Origin of the sequence: Mycobacterium kyogaense, assembly GCF_003254575.1 — a bacterium.
In the GTDB taxonomy this organism is placed as follows: domain Bacteria; phylum Actinomycetota; class Actinomycetes; order Mycobacteriales; family Mycobacteriaceae; genus Mycobacterium; species Mycobacterium kyogaense.
Window position 1 is genome coordinate 1 of the sequence record NZ_QJUA01000037.1, and the last position, 17,937, is coordinate 17,937.

16 protein-coding genes and 1 pseudogene are annotated in these 17,937 nt (G+C 67.9%); 4 read left to right on the forward strand and 13 right to left on the reverse strand.

Annotated elements, in window-relative coordinates; genetic code table 11:
* Positions 1–269 precede the first annotated feature (269 nt).
* The 6 genes from DMB80_RS21400 to DMB80_RS21425 form a co-directional block, all read right to left on the reverse strand.
* On the reverse strand, positions 270–707 hold the full coding sequence (locus tag DMB80_RS21400; protein WP_111511707.1) for a QcrA and Rieske domain-containing protein: 438 nt from the start codon (positions 705–707) through the stop codon (positions 270–272).
* A 25-nt stretch (positions 708–732) separates the two neighbouring features.
* On the reverse strand, positions 733–2,469 hold the full coding sequence (lpqB, locus tag DMB80_RS21405; RefSeq protein ID WP_240431324.1) for an MtrAB system accessory lipoprotein LpqB: 1,737 nt from the start codon (positions 2,467–2,469) through the stop codon (positions 733–735).
* 20 nt (positions 2,470–2,489) lie between these two features.
* On the reverse strand, positions 2,490–4,142 hold the full coding sequence (gene mtrB, locus DMB80_RS21410) for an MtrAB system histidine kinase MtrB (RefSeq protein WP_111511709.1): 1,653 nt from the start codon (positions 4,140–4,142) through the stop codon (positions 2,490–2,492).
* Between the two features lie 55 nt (positions 4,143–4,197).
* Positions 4,198–4,884, reverse strand: coding sequence for a two-component system response regulator MtrA (mtrA, locus tag DMB80_RS21415; protein WP_040540373.1), 687 nt, complete (start codon positions 4,882–4,884; stop codon positions 4,198–4,200).
* A gap of 67 nt (positions 4,885–4,951) precedes the next feature.
* A complete protein-coding gene (locus DMB80_RS21420; protein WP_111511710.1) occupies positions 4,952–5,623 on the reverse strand; it encodes a hypothetical protein in 672 nt (223 codons plus the stop codon).
* A gap of 72 nt (positions 5,624–5,695) precedes the next feature.
* The gene (locus DMB80_RS21425; protein ID WP_111511711.1) at positions 5,696–6,334 is read right to left on the reverse strand and encodes a dTMP kinase; all 639 of its coding nucleotides are present in this window, start codon (positions 6,332–6,334) and stop codon (positions 5,696–5,698) included.
* Between the two features lie 95 nt (positions 6,335–6,429).
* Here DMB80_RS21425 and DMB80_RS21430 point away from each other — a divergent pair, with 95 nt between their 5' ends.
* The 3 genes and pseudogenes from DMB80_RS21430 to DMB80_RS21440 all read left to right on the forward strand — a co-directional run bounded on the left by DMB80_RS21430 (position 6,430) and on the right by DMB80_RS21440 (position 10,503).
* Positions 6,430–7,728, forward strand: coding sequence for an alpha/beta hydrolase fold domain-containing protein (locus DMB80_RS21430; RefSeq protein WP_240431321.1), 1,299 nt, complete (start codon positions 6,430–6,432; stop codon positions 7,726–7,728).
* Positions 7,729–7,799: 71 nt separating this feature from the next.
* A complete protein-coding gene (locus tag DMB80_RS21435; protein WP_111511713.1) occupies positions 7,800–8,813 on the forward strand; it encodes a glycerophosphodiester phosphodiesterase in 1,014 nt (337 codons plus the stop codon).
* Positions 8,810–10,503: pseudogene (locus DMB80_RS21440) on the forward strand (metallophosphoesterase). Before DMB80_RS21435 ends, DMB80_RS21440 begins: the two are co-directional and overlap by 4 nt.
* Positions 10,504–10,506: 3 nt before the next feature.
* Here the strand turns inward: DMB80_RS21440 and DMB80_RS21445 are convergent.
* The gene (locus tag DMB80_RS21445; RefSeq protein ID WP_111511714.1) at positions 10,507–10,986 is read right to left on the reverse strand and encodes a hypothetical protein; all 480 of its coding nucleotides are present in this window, start codon (positions 10,984–10,986) and stop codon (positions 10,507–10,509) included.
* A gap of 1 nt (position 10,987) precedes the next feature.
* Positions 10,988–12,454: an adenosylhomocysteinase gene (ahcY, locus tag DMB80_RS21450; RefSeq protein WP_111511715.1), complete on the reverse strand. Its 1,467-nt coding sequence runs from the start codon at positions 12,452–12,454 to the stop codon at positions 10,988–10,990.
* A 269-nt stretch (positions 12,455–12,723) separates the two neighbouring features.
* Between ahcY and DMB80_RS21455 the strand changes: the two genes are divergently transcribed.
* Positions 12,724–13,971, forward strand: coding sequence for an MFS transporter (locus DMB80_RS21455; RefSeq protein WP_205538826.1), 1,248 nt, complete (start codon positions 12,724–12,726; stop codon positions 13,969–13,971).
* Here the strand turns inward: DMB80_RS21455 and alkX are convergent.
* From alkX to DMB80_RS21480, 5 genes are all read right to left on the reverse strand, one after another.
* Entirely contained in the window at positions 13,955–14,587 is a 633-nt protein-coding gene (gene alkX, locus DMB80_RS21460; protein ID WP_240431325.1) for a TetR family transcriptional regulator AlkX, read from the reverse strand. The two genes, DMB80_RS21455 and alkX, sit on opposite strands and share 17 nt — an antisense overlap.
* Positions 14,588–14,682: 95 nt before the next feature.
* On the reverse strand, positions 14,683–14,865 hold the full coding sequence (locus DMB80_RS21465) for a rubredoxin (protein ID WP_111511717.1): 183 nt from the start codon (positions 14,863–14,865) through the stop codon (positions 14,683–14,685).
* Complete coding sequence (locus DMB80_RS21470; RefSeq protein ID WP_111511718.1) at positions 14,862–15,035, reverse strand: rubredoxin; 174 nt, start codon at positions 15,033–15,035, stop codon at positions 14,862–14,864. The genes DMB80_RS21465 and DMB80_RS21470 overlap by 4 nt, the downstream gene beginning before the upstream one ends.
* On the reverse strand, positions 15,035–16,258 hold the full coding sequence (locus tag DMB80_RS21475; protein WP_205538829.1) for an alkane 1-monooxygenase: 1,224 nt from the start codon (positions 16,256–16,258) through the stop codon (positions 15,035–15,037). The genes DMB80_RS21470 and DMB80_RS21475 overlap by 1 nt, the downstream gene beginning before the upstream one ends.
* A 169-nt stretch (positions 16,259–16,427) precedes the next feature.
* The gene (locus DMB80_RS21480) at positions 16,428–17,903 is read right to left on the reverse strand and encodes an APC family permease (RefSeq protein ID WP_111511719.1); all 1,476 of its coding nucleotides are present in this window, start codon (positions 17,901–17,903) and stop codon (positions 16,428–16,430) included.
* Positions 17,904–17,937 lie beyond the last annotated feature (34 nt).

Below are 17,937 nucleotides of genomic sequence, written 5' to 3' on the forward strand. Positions count from 1 at the left end.
CCGTCGCTACGACACGCGCGCCAGTCCCGGCATCCGAGACCAGCACTGACCGAGGAAGCGGCGGCCGCAACGACGGTTGAGGCCGCCGCTTCACCCTGCCCACTTGACAAACCACTCCCCATATCAGTGTTCCGGGTCGTGATCAGCGGCATGTCACAGCCGTGGCTTCTCACTGGCAAGCGGAAAATTGGTGCGCAGACCCCTGCGCCCAGACCGGTAACTTCGGCGGGGAGACCGGTGGGCCTGCGGGAGAGGCAGGCCCCACCGGTCTATCCCTGAACGATCGAATCCCCTTGCACCCTAACGCTCACCGGCTCGAGCGGCTTCTTGGCCGGACCGTCGACGACGGCGCCGTCGAGGCTGAACTTGCTGCCGTGGCATGGGCAGTCGATGGTGCCGTCGGCGATCTTGTTGACCAGGCATCCCGAATGTGTGCACACCGCCGAGAAGGCTTTGAAGTCGCCTGCGGTCGGCTGCGTGACCACCGTCTTGCCGACGATCACGCCGGAGCCCACCGGGACGTCGGCGGTCTTCGTCAGCGCCTCGCCGGTGCCTGCCGACCCGGACGACGCCGCCGATTCGGACGATGACGATGCGCCGGACTCCGTGGAGGACCCGGACGAACACGCCGCCAGCGCGACCGCGGCCACCCCCACTCCGGCGCCCGTGAGGACCGCTTTGCGCGTCACTTCAGCATTGATGTCCATTGCCAACCCTTTCGTTGCACGACTGTCAGCCCGGCAGCACCGGCAGTGCCCCCGCTGTCATGAGCGGACGAACTTCGCCCCAGGTGGGATCGCCTTCGGCGCCCGAACCGGACAGCTGCAGCACGCCGCGCTGGTCGGCGACGTAGACCACCGACGGGTTGGCGGCCACTGTGGTGACGGGCATCAGCAGGTTGCGGCTGGGGCCGTCGGAGTTCACCCCGTCGAGGTTGACGTAGGACACGGGGTGTTGCGGGTCGGTGCGGCTGACCACGATGTCGTCGCCGGTGCGCCAGCCGAGTGACACCACGGTGTCGCCGAGGCCGTAGCCGAGCCGGCGCGGATAGGTCAGCGCGTATCCGCCGCCGGGGGTCTGCTCGACGCTGGCGAGGATCACGTGCCGGTCGATCACCATCGCCGCGCGGGTGCCGTCCCGGGAGAGCTGCAATTCGGTGATGACGCCGGGGAATCGGCCGGACACCAGCGTGGCGTCGACGGGGATGCGGGCGGGTTGACCGGAGGCGTCCTGGAAGACGCGGACGACGTTGATGCCGTCGACGACGACCCAGACCGCGTCGTCGAGGGCCCAGCTGGGGCGGGTCAGGTTGCGCCCGTCCATCGCCTGACTTGCGTTGCCGCCCAACGGCCCGACCCACAGCGACGACGCCATGTCCGGTGCGCCGGGGCGCAGCGTGACGATCGAGGCGACTTCCTGCCCGCCGCGGGACAGCGACGCCGCGGTCTGACCGGGCAGAGACCCGAAGGAGCCGGGCACCCGCGGGGCCCGCTGGCCGTCGAGCGACACCAGCGAACCGCCGATGAGAGCGTGCAGGCCGGCCGCCGCACCGTCGGCGGCGCCGGGGTCGGTGGCCGCGACGTCGCCGGTGTCCCACCCTTCGGCGAATCGGTCGTCGAGCGCTGCGCCGTCGGCGTTGATCACGTACGGCCCGTTGACCCCGGCCCGCGACAGCGTCCAGATGATTTGCGCCGCAAGCAGTTGCCTGCTGTGCGGGTCGGTGGTGGAGAGGCTGTCGAGATCGATGCGTGCACCGCCGTAGCCGCGTCCGACGCCTGTCTTGCCGCCGTCGGCGCGGGTCACCGGTCCACGCAGCCGCAGTGGCGCGCCGAGCAGATTGCGGACCGTCTTGTCCATCTCCGGCCGCGGTCCCGCGATCAGCTTGCTCACCAATTCCGTTGCCAGCTGGTCGGAATCGGAGACCGCGACGTAGCGCGGGTCGGGTACCACGGTCTTGCCGGTCGGATCGGCGAAGTACAGGGTGCTGCGCTTGTAGGTCGCCTGGAATTGCTGCCAGTCCAGGAAAACGCCGTTGGGGAGCCGGTCGATGCGCCAGCCGCCGGGGGTCTTGACCAGTTCGATCGGGCCGGGGTCGGGCAGGGCACCTTCACCGGTCTCGAACACGCCCATGTCGGACAGCGAACCCAGGATGTCGGCACGCATGTTGACCGAAACCCGCTCCGGCGTTCGGGTTTCGACGAACACGACGTTGTCGATCAGGAGCGCGCTACCGGCGTCGTCCCATCCGCTGGACGCCGATTCGGTGAGGAACTGCCGCGCCGCGAGGTGCCGGCTGGCGGGATCGGCGGTGGCCTTGAGGAATTCGCGCAGCAGCACGTCGGGGTCCATGCCGGGCGTGGGCTTGGGCAGGCTCGGCGGGGCGGGTCGGTCGACGGTGCCGATCGCCTGGGGTGACGACGAACTCGGCACCCCCGCACAGCCGGCGAGCACCAAAATGAGTACGGACAGGAGCGCCGCGAGCCCGCGCGTCACACGCTCTCCCCTGCGGGTTCGCGTCGGCGGGTCGGCACTCCCGCCGGTTCCCCGATCGGCTTGACGGGCAACGGACTGCTGGTGACTTTGTGCCCGCGCACCAGCGGCAGCGTGAGCCGGAAGCACGCACCCTTGCCGGGCTCTCCCCACGCCTCCAGCCGCCCCTGGTGCAGGCGCGCGTCCTCGATGCTGATCGCCAGACCGAGGCCGGTGCCGCCGGATCGGCGCACCCGCGACGGGTCGGCCCGCCAGAACCGGCTGAACACCAGCTTCTCCTCGCCGGGTCGCAGACCGACGCCGTAGTCGCGAACCGTGACCGCGACTGTGTCGGCGTCGGCGGCCATCCGGATGCGTACGGGCTTGCGTTCGGCGTGGTCGATGGCGTTGGCGATCAGGTTGCGCAGGATGCGCTCGACGCGGCGCGGATCGACTTCGGCGATGATCTCGTCGCCGGGCAGGTCGACCATCATGTCGACGGACGCCTCCTCGGACAGATGCCCGACGTTGTCGAGCGCGCTGCGAACGATCGAGCGCAGGTCGACCGCTTCGACGGCGAGTTCGGCGACACCGGCGTCGTGGCGGGAGATCTCGAGCAGATCGTTGAGCAGCGATTCGAACCGGTCCAGCTCGTTGACCATCAGCTCGGTGGAGCGGCGCAGCGCGGGGTCCAGCTCTTCAGCGTGGTCGTGGATGAGGTCGGCGGCCATCCGCACGGTCGTCAGCGGGGTGCGCAGCTCGTGGCTGACGTCAGAGGTGAAGCGTCGCTGCAGGTTTCCGAACTCTTCGAGCTGGGTGATTTGCCGCTGCAGACTCTCGGCCATGTCGTTGAACGACACGGCCAGTCGTGCCATGTCGTCTTCGCCGCGCACCGGCATGCGTTCACTCAGGTGGCCTTCGGCGAACCGCTCGGCGATCCGCGACGCCGAGCGCACCGGCAGCACGATCTGGCGGGCCACCAGCAGCGCGATCGCGGCGAGCAGGCCCAGCAGGACCACACCGCCGGTGGCCATGGTGCCGCGCACCAGGGCGATGGTGGATTGCTCGTTTCTCAGCGGAAAGATCAGGTAGAGCTCGAGATTGGTGACCGCAGAGGTCGACGACGACGTCGGACTGCCGATCACCAGGGCCGGGCCGGAGAAGCCGTCGGTGCGCACAGTGGAGTACTGATAGCTGACCTGGCCGGCTTTGACGAAGTCGCGCAACGAGTTCGGGATCTGGTCGATGGGCCCGGCGGCCGTCGCTGCGCGTGGGCCGTCGCCCGGGACGATCAGCACGGCGTCGAAGGCGCCGGCCAATCCTGCTCCGGCGTCGGCCTTGCGGTCGATCAGAGTGTTGCGGGCCAGCTGCAGGCTGCTGTCGAGCGACCGGGTTTCCTCGCCGCCGACGATGCCGCTGACGGTGGTGCGCGCGCGCTCGATCTCCTCGGTCGCCGCACCGACCTTGACTTCGAGGATGCGGTCGGTGATCTGGCTGGTGAGCACGAACCCGAGGACCATTATGACGGTCAGCGACAGCCCCAGCGTCAGCGTGACGACACGCAACTGCAGGGAGCGGCGCCACGCCGAGCTGACAGCCCGGCCCAGCACGCCCAGCCCGCGGATCAGCGGGGCTGACCGCCGGTGGATGCGCCGCCTCGAACCGAAGATCATGGGCGGCGCATCACGGCCGGGGTATCACGTCGCCTCAACCAGGCGGACCGTCCGATCACGGAGGTCCGGCCTTGTATCCCACTCCTCGAACGGTCAGCACCACCTGCGGGTTCTCCGGGTCCTTCTCGACCTTGGCCCGCAGCCGCTGCACATGCACGTTCACCAAACGGGTGTCGGCGGGGTGGCGATAACCCCACACCTGTTCGAGCAGCACATCACGAGTAAACACCTGGCGAGGTTTGCGTGCCAGCGCCACCAACAGGTCGAACTCCAGCGGGGTCAGGGAGATCTGCTCGCCCTGCCGGGTGACCTTGTGCGCAGGCACGTCGATGTCGACGTCGGCGATCGAGAGCATCTCCGCCGGCTCGTCCTCGTTGCGCCGCAGCCGGGCGCGCACGCGGGCCACCAGCTCCTTGGGCTTGAACGGCTTCATCACGTAGTCGTCGGCGCCGGATTCGAGCCCGAGCACCACGTCGACGGTGTCGGTCTTGGCGGTCAGCATCACGATCGGCACGCCGGAGTCGGCGCGCAGCACCCGGCAGACGTCGATGCCGTTCATGCCGGGCAGCATCAGGTCGAGCAGCACCAGATCGGGCCGGAGCTCCCGGACGGCGGTGAGCGCCTGGGTGCCGTCCCCGATGACGGCGGTGTCGAAACCCTCGCCGCGCAGCACGATGGTGAGCATCTCAGCCAGCGAAGGGTCGTCGTCGACGACCAGGATCCTTTGCCTCATGGTGTCCATGGTGTCACCACAACGCGATAAACCCCGGTTACCACACGGGCGTTTCGCGCCTCAACCGGGCCGAAGGTCAGGCGCAGGCGGCGATGACGTCTCGCTGCTGGCTGATCGACTGCAGAACCTCGTAGCCGATCTGGCGTGCGCTGGCCATCACGGGGTTGCGTTCCAGTCCCGTCGCGGCCGGGTCGCCCTGCACGACGCGTCCCAGCGACGGACTTCCGGACAGTGCCGCCAGGGCCGCGGCGGCCTCGTCGTCGGCGTGGGGGCCTGCGGCGAGCGCGAGAACCAGCTGCTTGCGGGAAAACTCGGCGCCGTCAGCATCTTTGACGACGGGGTTGGTCCACCAGTGCTCGAACGGGATGCGTGAGCCGCGGTCGATGTGTTCGCCGTCGCGGGTGCGGATCGGCGCGGGCGGATACATTCCGAGCTTCGGCACGAACTCGCCGCAGCGCTGCGATCCGGTGCGGATCTTCATCAGCGTCAGGCACGCCGCGGACGACGCGGTCTTGGGGTTGACCACACCGGCGGTGTCGACCCACGTCATCAGCGGCCGCACACCCCACTCGTCGATCAGGGCGCGTGACGAGGCGGTGCCGTGGACCAGGCGGCCGATGTGGCGGGCCACTTCGCGGCCTTCGAGCATGCGTCCCTGGTCGAAGCGTTCTCCCGCGGTCTTGAGCTCGGTCACGAGTTCGTCGATCCGCGCCATCATGTCGGCCTGAATTCGAGTGCGAACGACCATTGATCCCCCTTGACGTGTGCCGCTGTGCGGCTCCCCGATCGGAGCGTACGTCGGACGCGGGGTTTCGTCTCGCTAACCGGGTTCGCCGAGCAACCCCTCGGCGAGCGCCGCGGCGTCGACGTCGGGTGGCACCACGGCCCAGGGGCCACCCCAGGAGGCCGCGGCGAGTTCGGCGTAGACGGCGCTCGTGCGTCGCTGTAGCCCGTCGTCGCGTTCGTAGGCGTCGCGGGTGCGGTCGGCGTCAGCGGCTTCCCGGCTGGCCGCGCGGGCGGCGGCCAGTTCGGTCGGCACGTCGAGCAGGACCTGCACGTGCGGCGTCGGCAGCTGCAGCCGGCCGTACTCCAGGTCGTGCACCCAGGCGACCATGTCACCGTCGGCTCCCTGGTGCAGCCGCGCTGCGCTGTAGGCGGCGTTGGAGGCGACGTAACGGTCGAGGATCACCACGGAGTGTGTGGAGGTGAGCTCGTCGATCCGCGCGCGTGCGCCGGCCCGGTCCATCGCGAACAGCACGGCCATCGCGTAGACGGAGTCGGCGAGGTCGCCGTGGCGGCCGTGCAGCGCTTCGGCGGCCAGGTCGGCGGGCACCGACTCTCCGTAGCGGGGGAACGCCAGGTTCGTCACCGAGTGGCCGTTAGCTTCGAACGCTGCCCGCAACCCGTTGGTCAGGGTCCGTTTCCCCGCGCCGTCGACACCTTCTATGACGATGAGCACGGGGTGAGCGTAATCCAGTGCGGCACCGGGACCCGAGGTGATAGGTATGCACGATGCGGGGTCAGAGCAATGTCGCAACGGTAGCTGGATGCGCCGTGGCAGCGGGGGTCGGCGCGGCAGCGCTGCTGGGGTTGGGCTGCGGTGTGGCAGCCGCCGACGACGGCGGGACCACTGCCACGACCAGCCACAGCCAGGTGCGGGCGGCCAGGGCGGAGAAGGCCGACAGGACCGACTCCCCGCGGCTGCGCACCCGGCTGGCCGAGCGCACGCGCGAGCGCGCCTCGGGCACCGACGCGGGCACCGACACGAGAACGGAGCGGAAACGTCTCTTCGCGCCGTTGACGCGGGTCGCCGTCGAGCCGACGGACAGCGACGAGCCGACGGCCCCCGCCCTGACCGCGCCGCTGCTGCCGTTGAGCAGCGCCACCCGGCGTGAGCGCATCCGCGACATCACCGATGGGCCGCAGACCGTCGTCACCGGTCCCCCGTCGCTGCAGGATCGGTTCATCCTGCGGACGCTGCAGAAGCTGCGCGCCGAGGATTCCCCCATCTTCGTCGGGGACGGCGGCAGTGTGACCTACACCAGTCCGCCCAAGTGGGTGAGCGGTGGCGTCGCGGTCACCGAAAGTACCTACAGCGGCATGAAAGTCGTGACGATCACCCCGAAGCGCAAGCCCACGGACGAGTACGTGCTGGCGCTGCACGGCGGCGGGTTCGTCGCCGAGGCGAACATCATCAACTGGGCCGACTACACGGCGATGGCCCGTCAGACGGGCGCGACGGTGGTGGTGCCGATCTATCCGCTGGCCCCGCCGATAGGCAACGCCACTGTCGAGGGTCTGGTGCCGCCGATGGCGGACTACGTGTCGCTGATGATCGCCGAGCACGGCGCCGAGAACGTGTCTCTGTATGGCGATTCCGCGGGCGGCACGTACGCGATGCTGGTGGCCCAGGAGCTGGTGCGCCGCTGCCGGGCCGACGCGGCCTGCGATCCCGACGAGGATCAGCCGTCCCGGATGGTGCTGATCTCCCCGGTGCTGCATCTGACGCTGTCCGGGCCGATCGTCGATGACATCAACGATCCGATCATCCCGCCCCGGACGGCACCGGCACCCGGCGGCGGTCTGAATCCTGATGACCCGCACTTCAATCCGATCATGGTCGACGATCTGACCGGGTTGCCGCCGACGGCGATCTACGTCGGAACCGTGGAACGGCCCTACCCCGGTGACTTGATGTTCCGCGACAAGCTGCTGGCGCAGGACCCTGATGCGAACTTCACGGTGGTGATCGGCGACGGTCAGATGCACGATTGGGCGCTCGGCGGAATCTTCGTCAATTCCCAGTCCCGCAAGTGGCGTTCGACGATCTACCAGCAGCTGGGCCTGATCTGACGACAGCGACGACGGTGGCGTTCACGCAGCGGACACTTCGGCGTCGCCTTGCGCTGCTAGGCCTTGATGTCATGCGCTGTCTTGCCGTGGTGATCGCGGGGTTGATGCTGGCCGGCTTCGTCGGGTCCGCGCCGAGCGCTTCGGCGGCGGCCGACTTCGATCTGCAAGCGCACCGCGGCGGCCGCGGGGAAACCACCGAGGAGTCGCTGCGCGCATTCGCCAAGGCGCTCGAACTCGGCGTGAGCACGCTGGAGCTCGACATCGTGCTGTCCCGCGACGGTCAGCCGATGGTCTGGCACGACCCCATGATCCAGGCCGACAAATGCTCCGACACCGCCCCGGCTTTTCCGGGCGATCCGCAGTTCCCCTACGTCGGGAAGGCGGTGTGGCAGCTGACGGCCGCCCAGCTCCACACGCTGGACTGCGGGAAATTGCTGCCCGCTTTCCCGCAGGCCGAGGTGGTCAGGGGCAACAGAATCGCGACACTGCCCGAGGTGTTCGCGCTCGCCGACCGCTACCGGGCCGGTGTCCGCTACAACATCGAGACCAAGATCGAGGCGGACAAGCCGGAGATGTCGGCCCCGCCGGGCCAGTTCGTCGACGTCATCCTCGCGGCGGTGCGCGCTGCGGGTAAGCAGGATCTGGTCGAGATCCAGAGCTTCGACTGGCGCACCCTGCCGCTGGTTCGCGCCGCCGCGCCGTCGATTCCACGGATCGCGCTGTGGGATGAGACGACGTTCGTGCCTGGTTCGCCATGGCTGGACGGCATCGACCCGGCGGCCGTCAGCGACCCGATCGTCGCGGCGACGATGGTGGGCGCCGATGTGTTGTCCCCGGGTTACTCGGTGCCCTACGGCCAGGTCCCCGGCGATCCGGGTTTCGCTCTGGTCGCCGACGCCGAATTCGTTTCGCGCGCACATGGACTCGGGCTGAAGGTCATCCCGTGGACGATCAACGACCCCGACGCGATGCGCGCCCAGATCGCCGCGGGTGCGGACGGGATCATCACCGATTACCCGACGCGGCTGCGATCTGTGATGGCGGAACTGGGCATGCCGCTGCCGCCGGCCTACCGTCCGACATGACCGGCGCCGGCGACATCCCCGACACCGGCGTCCCGGCAGCGTTGGCCGCCGAGATGTCCATTGCCGAGCAGTACGAGTGGCACCAGCGATATCTGCGGCGACATCCGGTGTCGCGCCGGAACTTCCTGCGTGGATCGGCCGCACTGGCGGCTGTCGGCGCCGCCGGGATGTCACCGTTCGGCCGACGCGCCTACGCCCAGGACGCGCCCCTGGCAGTCGCGAACCGGCGCGTCGGTTACGGTTCCGACGCCTCGACTCAGCTGCGGCTGGCCGCGCAGCTGTCGCGCAGCCCTGCCGGTACGAAAGTGTTCGTCGACCACGGCCCGACGCCCTCTCTGGGGGCGACGCTGGAGGCCGAGGTCCGCAATCTGGTGACGCAGATCCCCGACAGCAGCGGCGGCGTGCTGGCCGCCGAGCAGTTCTACGTGCACGCCCCCGTCGACGGGCTCGCCGCTCACAGTCGACACTTCTACCGGTGGCGCACCGAGGACGGCTTCGTCACCGACATCCGTTCCACCAGCACCGCCATGCCGAACGCACGGAATGCATTGTCGCCGTTCCGGTTCACGATGATGGGCGATCAGGGCACCGACACCACACCGCTTCTCCCACCCGGCCTGGCTCGGGGCGACTATGACGACAGCTACTACAAACCCGACAACGATCCGACCGTGTCTCACACCGAGAACGTCCTGAATCAGATCGGTGCGGCGCGGCCGCAGTTCCACGTCCTCGCCGGTGACATCGCCTACGCGGATCCCTCGGGGATGGGTGAGCCGCCGACGTTCGTACCGTCGGGCGGCACGCTTCCGTCGGGTTTCGACAAATTCAATCCCTACGTGTGGGACGTGTATCTGAACTCGATCGAACGCAGCGCGTCGACCACGCGGTGGATGTTCGCCACCGGCAACCACGACATGGAGGCCGCCTACCCGGTGCACGGTTACGGCGGCCACCTGGCGCGCCTGGATTTTCCCGGCAACGGCCCCGCGGCCTGCCCCTCGGTCTATTCGTTCGTCTACGGCAACGTGGCGGTCCTGTCGCTGGACGCCAACGACGTCTCCTACGAGATCACCGCCAACACCGGCTATTCCGGTGGGTCTCAAACCGACTGGGTCGCTTCGACGTTGGCCGATCATCGGGCCAATCCGAACATCGACTTCATCGTGTGTTTCTTCCACCACTGCGCGTATTCGACGGTGCAGGCGCACGCCAGTGACGGCGGTGTGCGCGATGCGTGGGCAGAGTTGTTCGACCGCTACCGCGTGGATCTGGTGCTGCAGGCCCACAATCACGCCTTCGAACGGTCCGATCCCATCCGGGGCGGTGCACCGACGAAGGTGGCCGGCGACCACGCCATTGTCTATCCCGACACCGACGGCACGGTGTACTACACGGTCGGAGCGGCGGGGCGCCCGCGCTACACGTTCCAGCCCGGCGAGCAGGAGAGCTACCGCGGCCACGAGGTCCCCGACACCGTCGTCCCCAACAGTTACGTGTGGACCTCCGGCGGTGTCCAGCAGCGGGAAGCCGGGCGTGGTCACGGGTCAGATTCTTGAACTATGCGTTCATCCGTGTGGATGTGCGGCCCGGAGTGTTCGTCAGCGAGATGGATGTCGTGGCGGTGGACGAATACGGCCGGGAATTCGACACTGTGACGTTCCGACGCCCGGTGCCGCAGTCCCGCTGACACCTAGCCGAGGTCGAAGGACTGCAGCACCACGGTGTCGCGCGGCGGGTCGAGGAAGACGCGTGTGCTCGTGCGTCCCGGCGAGAATGCCGTGTTCAGCTCCGCGCCGGTGCGGAACGGTCCGGGCGGAACCTCCGGCTCCAGCACCTTCTGCACCGCGGGGCGATGTGTGGTCGGCTCCGAAACATGCTGACGCAGTATGTTATTCATCGTCGGAGGGGTGACACGCACGACAGCGTCGGTCCAGACCGCGGTACCGCCGTTGCCCCAGCGGATCCACGATGCCGAGACCGGAGTGCCGAGCGCGGGAAACGCGCGCGCGAGTTCGCCGACGTCGTGACGCACGTCGGGCACCGGCCGAGAGGGCGTGGTGTCGGGCGCTTCCTGCGGCGCGCTCTGGCATCCGGCCGACAGCAGGAGCACCGCAACAGAAAGGGCGCGCACAACGACACTGAATGTCGTTGTGCGCGCCCGATCCGTCATGTCAGTAGCGGTAGTGCTCCGGCTTGTACGGGCCGTCGACGTCGACGCCGATGTACTCGGCCTGCTCCTTGGTGAGCTTGGTCAGCGAGCCGCCGAGTGCCTCGACGTGGATCTTGGCGACCTTCTCGTCGAGGTGCTTGGCGAGGCGGTAGACCTCGTTGTCGTACTCGTCGTTCTTGGTCCACAGCTCGATCTGCGCGATGACCTGGTTCGAGAAGCTGTTGCTCATCACGAACGACGGGTGGCCGGTCGCGTTGCCAAGGTTCAGCAAGCGTCCCTCGCTCAGCACGATGATCGAGTGACCGTCGGGGAAGATGAACTCGTCGACCTGCGGCTTGATGTTGATGCGACGGATGTCCTTATCGCGCTCCAGGCGCGCCATCTCGATCTCGTCGTCGAAGTGGCCGATGTTGCCGAGGATGGCCTGGTGCTTCATCGAGCGCATGTGCTCCAGGGTGATGATGCCCTGGTTGCCGGTGGCGGTGATGACGATGTCGGCCCAGCCGATGGCCTCTTCGACGGTCTTGACCTCGAAGCCGTCCATCAGCGCCTGCAGCGCGTTGATCGGGTCGATCTCGGTGACCGCCACGCGGGCACCCTGCGCCTTGAGCGCCTCGGCGCAGCCCTTGCCGACGTCGCCGTAGCCACACACCAGCGCGGCCTTGCCGCCGATGAGGACGTCGGTGCCGCGGTTGATGCCGTCGATCAGCGAGTGCCGGGTGCCGTACTTGTTGTCGAACTTGCTCTTGGTGACCGAGTCGTTGACGTTGATGGCCGGGAACGCCAGCTCACCGGCAGCGGCGAACTGGTACAGGCGCAGCACGCCGGTGGTGGTCTCCTCGGTGACGCCCTGAACCGACTCGGCGACCTTGGTCCACTTGGTGTTGTCGGCCTCGAGCGACCGGCGCAGCAGGTTCAGGAACACCTTGTACTCGTCGGAGTGCTCGTCGTCCTCGGGCGGCACGACGCCGGCCTTCTCGAACTGCGCGCCGCGCAGCACCAGCATGGTGGCGTCACCGCCGTCGTCGAGGATCATGTTGGCGGGATCGCCCGGCCACGTCAGCATCTGCTCGGCGGCCCACCAGTACTCCTCGAGCGTCTCGCCCTTCCACGCGAACACGGGGACGCCCTTGGGTTCCTCGACGGTGCCGTGCGGTCCGACGACGACGGCCGCGGCGGCGTGGTCCTGGGTGGAGAAGATGTTGCACGAGGCCCAGCGCACCTCGGCGCCGAGGGAGACCAGCGTCTCGATCAGCACGGCAGTCTGGACGGTCATGTGCAGCGAGCCGGACACCCGGGCGCCCTTGAGCGGGGCCACGTCGGCGTATTCGCGGCGCAGCGCCATCAGGCCGGGCATCTCGTGCTCGGCGAGACGGATCTCCTTGCGGCCGAATTCGGCCAGCGAGAGGTCGGCGACCTTGTAGTCGATGCCGTTGCGGACATCTGCGGTCAGTTCTGGTGCAGTCATGTAGAGCCCCTTTTTGATTCGTCTTCTGCCTCGAGAGCGCACAGTGGTGCGCCGGCGACACACTCGGCCTGCGGGCTCGCGGGACAGGCGCTCAATCCGAGCAAGCGGATGCACACTGCCAGCCGAGAGGTATCCACAACACCCTAGCTGTCGGCGCCGGGCGTCTTCAATTCGCCCTTTGTGACGTCCTTTGTGACGTTGTGTTTGGTCTCGATTCGCGGGAGGGTACACCGCTGCGCCGGTCGGTGTTCGCGGGAAGGGGGTGGCCAGTGGACGAACGCACGGTCGCGGTGGGTCGGCGGTCTCTGGTCGCGCTTGCTGCGCTGAACTTCTTCCTGGCCGACGCGCGGGATGGACTCGGCCCGTTTCTGGACGCGTTCCTCGCCACGCGGGGGTGGTCGCCGTTCGCGTTGGGCGCGATAGCGACGGTCGGCGGCTTGATCGGGTTGGCGGTGACACCGCTGTTTGGGGCGCTGGTCGACGGGACCCGATACAAGCGGTCGCTGGTCGCCGTGCCGGTGGTGGTGGTGACCGCGGTGGGTCTGGCCACGCTGGTGGCACCGACGCCGGCGATCGTCTGGATCGGGCAGGTGGGCACCGCCGTGGTGGGCGCGGTGATCGGACCGGCCCTGATGGGGCTGACCCTCGGCCTGATCGGGCCGCGGCTGTTCGGCCGGCAGGTCGCCCGCAACGAGTTCTGGAACCACGCAGGCAACGTGGTCTCACTGGCTGCGGTGTTCATCGCGGTGTCGCTCTATGGCGAACACGCGATCATCACGTTGATGATCGTCACCGCGATCGGCGCGGTGGTGGCCGCGATGGCCATCGATCCGACCCGCATCGATCACGACGCGGCGCGCGGGCTCGACGAAGCCGGGGACAGCGCGAAGCCGTCGGGATTGCGGGTGCTGGTCAAGACGCCGGGTCTGCTGGTGCTCGCCCTGGTGCTGTTGATGTTCCACTTCGGCAATGCGCCGATGAGCAGGCTGGTGGCGCAGCAGTTCGCGATCGAGCTCGGCACGCCCTTTCGCACGACCGCGATCATCACCGGGGTGTCGCAGCTGGCGATGATCGCCGTCGCAGTGCTCGCGCCGCTGATGATCCGGCGGTTCGGGCTGGCGACCGTGCTGCTGGTGGCACTGTGCGCGCTGCCGGTGCGCGGTCTGATTGCCGGCACCAATTCGGGCTTCTGGACCATCTTTCCGGTGCAGGCGCTCGACGGGGTGGGGGCGGGTCTCATCGGCATCGCGACGCCGATCGCGGTCGAGCGGCTGCTGGCCGGGTCGGGTCGGTTCAACGTCGGCTTCGCCGCGGTGATGACGATGCAGGGCGTCGGCGCGTCGTTGAGCAACGTCGTGGCGGGGTCGGTGGTCAGTGGCTACGGCTACCAGGCGTCGCACCTGCTCAGCGCCGCCATCGCGGTCGTCGCGGTCGCGATCTTCCTGCGGTTCCGCCGCTCCATCGCGCCCGAGCGCTCGGACACGACGGACGCCGCGTCCGCTACCGCGGCTCGATGACGCCGTAGCGCTCGGCGAACGGCGTCATCAACCGGGCCAGGTCGCGTGCCACGTCGTGGTCGGCTTCGGGGGGCATCGAGATGTAGCTCATCGCGAGCCGGACGATCGCGCGGGCCAGCACGCCCGCGTCCTCCTCGCTGCAGCGCACCCAGCTGGTCATGAACAGTTCGGTCAGCCGCGTCGAACAGTGGGTGATGATCGGCGCGCTGTCGGTCGTGATGATCTGCAGCAGATCGGGTTTCGAGGTTCCGGTCAGCAGCGAGATCACCAGCGGATCGGCGGCCGACTCGATGAAGAAGTCGCGAAATCCCTGCAGGAACGCGGCGTACACGTCACCGACGTTGGCGCCGATCGCGTTCTGGATCTGGCCGACGAGCCGGTCGGAGAGCCGCAGCGCATAGCCCTGGGCGAGCCCCTGGCGGGAGCCGAACTCGTTGTAGATCGTCTGGCGGCTGATCCCGGCGGCTTTCGCGACGTCGGACAGGGTGATCGAGGACCAGTCGCGGGTGAGCAGCAGGTCACGCATGCCATCGAGGATGGAGTCGCGCAGCAGTACGCGCGACGCCTCGGCGTAGCTGATGCGCTTGTCGTGGGGACCACTCACACGCGCGACAATATCGCTCGCCCCGGTCCCGCGAGCGCGCGTGTCTGCACGCCCGTGGCCGGTGTGTCGCGCGCCGGAGCGCACGCTCACCGGCCACGAGGGTGCGTTCACGGCCGCGACACCTCCACCATGTCGAAGTCCGACTTGGCCGCGCCGCAGTCCGGGCAGCTCCAGTCGTCGGGGATGTCGTCCCATCGGGTGCCCGGGGCGATGCCGTCCTCGGGCCAGCCCTTGGCCTCGTCGTACTCGAAGCCGCACTGCACACACACGTAGAGCTTGTAGTCCGTCATTGCGTCACTCCCATCGGTTCGAAATCGATCTTCTCGCGCACCGCGCAGTCAGGGCAGGCCCAGTCCTCGGGGATGTCGTCCCACGCGGTACCGGCCGGAAAGCCCTCTCGTGGAGCACCTTTGGTTTCGTCGTAGACGTAGTCGCAGCCGGGGCACCTGAAGGAAGCCATCAGGCGCTCTCCTTCACCCCGTACCGGGCACGCATCCGCGGATGGATGTTGGCGCGGCTGATGTCACCGTCGTAGTGCTCGATCACGCGATGATCCATCACTTTGCGCCACAGCGGCGGGAAGTAGGTGAGCGCGATCATCGACGCATACCCGCTCGGCAGGTTCGGCGCGTCGGCCATGCTGCGCAGCGTCTGGTAGCGCCGCGTCGGATTGGCGTGATGGTCGCTGTGACGCTGCAGGTGGTAGAGGAAGAGGTTGGTCACGATGTGGTCGGAGTTCCAGCTGTGCACCGGCGCGCAGCGCTCGTAGCGGCCGTTCGAGTTCTTCTGCCGCAGCAGCCCGTAATGCTCGAGGTAGTTGACGGTCTCGAGCAGCGTGAAGCCGAACACCGCCGAGATCACGATGAACGGGATCAGCCCGACGCCGAACACGGCGATCAGGATGCCGTAGAACACCACCGACATCGCCCACGCGTTGAGCACGTCGTTGGACCAGTGCCACTTCGACTTGCCGGCCCGCTCGAGGCGCTTGGCCTCCAGCTCCCACGCCGAGCGGAGGCTGCCGAAGGTGCTGCGCGGCAGGAACTCCCAGAACGTCTCTCCGAGGCGGGCCGACGCGGGATCTTCAGGGGTCGCGACGCGGACGTGGTGGCCGCGGTTGTGCTCGATGTAGAAGTGGCCGTAGCAGGTCTGCGCCAGCGTGATCTTCGACAGCCACCGCTCCAGCGAGTCTTTCTTGTGCCCCATCTCGTGGGCGGTGTTGATGCCGACGCCACCGAGCACGCCCACCGACAGCGCCAGTCCGATCTTGGCCGGCCAGCTCAGCCCGCCGTCGAAGCCGAGCCAGCTCAGGTCCGACGCGGTGAACAGGTAGGCGCCCAGCAGCACGCTGGCGTACTGGAACGGGATGTAGATGTAGGTGCAGTAGCGGTAGTACTTGTCGTTCTCGAGCCGCTCCATCACCTCGTCGGGCGGGTTCTGCCCGTCGGGCCCGAACTTGAGGTCGAGGGCGGGCAGCAGGATGTACAGCAGGATCGGGCCGATCCACAGCGGTACCTGCGCCGCGCCGTGCCATCCCCAGTGGTTCAACGCCCAGACCAGCGGCAGCATGACGAACAGCGCCGTCGGCGCGATCAATCCCATCAGCCACAGGTAGCGCTTCTTGTCGCGCCACTCCCCCAGATCCGGGCTTTGTGAGCTTCCGTGCAATTCCTGTGTGGTCACCCGAGTGCCTCCTCGCTGTGAGTGCGATCACCAATCGGGATTGACTATAGGAGCATTTTTGTCGCCTGTCTAGACAGCAACGTATGTTTTGTAAAGCAGGACGGGCGCATAGGAAAGCAAGCGCGCGCGTCGACATACCGACGCGCGCGCTCGCGGAAGAAGGAAAGGACTAGCCCCGACGGGCGACCAGCGAGTGCCGGCGGCCGTAGAGGAAGTAGACGACCACGCCGAGTGCCATCCAGATCAGGAAGCGGATCCACGTCAGCCCGGTCAGGTTCAGCATCAACCACACACACGCGATGATCGACAGCACAGGCAGCACGGGCACCCACGGAGTCGTGAAGCCGCGCTTGAGGTCGGGCCGCGTCCGTCGCAGCACCAGCACCCCGGCCGACACCAGCACGAACGCGAACAGCGTGCCGATGTTGACCATTTCCTCGAGCTTGCCGATCGGGAACACGGTCGCGGTGATCGCGACGACGACGCCGACGATCAGCGTGATCCGCACCGGGGTGCCGTGCTTTCCGGTCTTGGCCAGGCTGCGGGGCATCAGGCCGTCGCGCGACATCGCGAAGAGCACTCGGGTCTGCCCGAGCACCAGCACGATGACCACGGTCGTGAGCCCGGCCAGCGCCCCGATCGAGATGACCTTGGCCGCCCAGTCCACGCCGTTCAACGCGAACGCGGTCGCCAGGTTCTGCGTCTCGGCCTCCCGCAGTTCCTTGTAGCTGACCATGCCCGAGACCACCACGGTGACGGCGACGTAGAGCACGGTGACGATGCCGAGGGAGGCCAGGATGCCGCGCGGCACGTCGCGCTGCGGGTTCGCGGTTTCTTCGGCGGTGGTTGCGACGATGTCGAATCCGATGAACGCGAAGAACACGATCGAGGCGCCCGCGAGCACCCCGTAGAGCCCGTAGTGGCTGCCTTCGGCGCCGGTCAGCAGCGAGAACAGGGACTGCTCAGTGCCCGAACCGCCTCCACCCGCTTCGGCGGGCGGCACGAACGGCGTGAAGTTCTGCGTCTTGATGTAGAACGCCCCGACGATGACGACCAGCAGCACGACGGCGACCTTGACCGCGGTGATGGCGAGGCTGACGCCGGCCGACAGCTTGGTTCCGTACGCCAGGATCGCGGTGACGAACGCGATGATGATCAACGCGCCCCAGTCCACGTCGAATCCGCCGATGGTGGCGACGCCCCCGCCGAAGCCGAACACCGTGCCCAGGTAGCTCGACCAACCCTTGGCGACGACGGCGGCCGCCACGGCGAACTCGAGGATCAGGTCCCAGCCGATGATCCACGCGACGAACTCGCCGAACGTCGCATACGAGAACGTGTAGGCGCTGCCTGCCACCGGCACCGTCGAGGCGAATTCGGCGTAGCACAGCGCCGCGAGCCCGCACGCGATCGCGGCGATGACGAACGACACCGAGATGGCGGGGCCGGTCAGGTTGGCCGCGGTGGATGCGGTGATCGTGAAGATGCCGGCGCCGATGACCACCGAGACACCGAAGACGGTGAGATCCCACCAGGTCAGGTCCTTGCGGAGCCGGGTGTCGGGCTCGTCGGTGTCGGCAATCGACTGTTCCACCGACTTGGTGCGCCGCTTGTTCGTCGCCCGCGCCGCCGACTCCTGCGTCATCAACGTCCTCGTTTCGTCATCGCTTCTGCGGGAA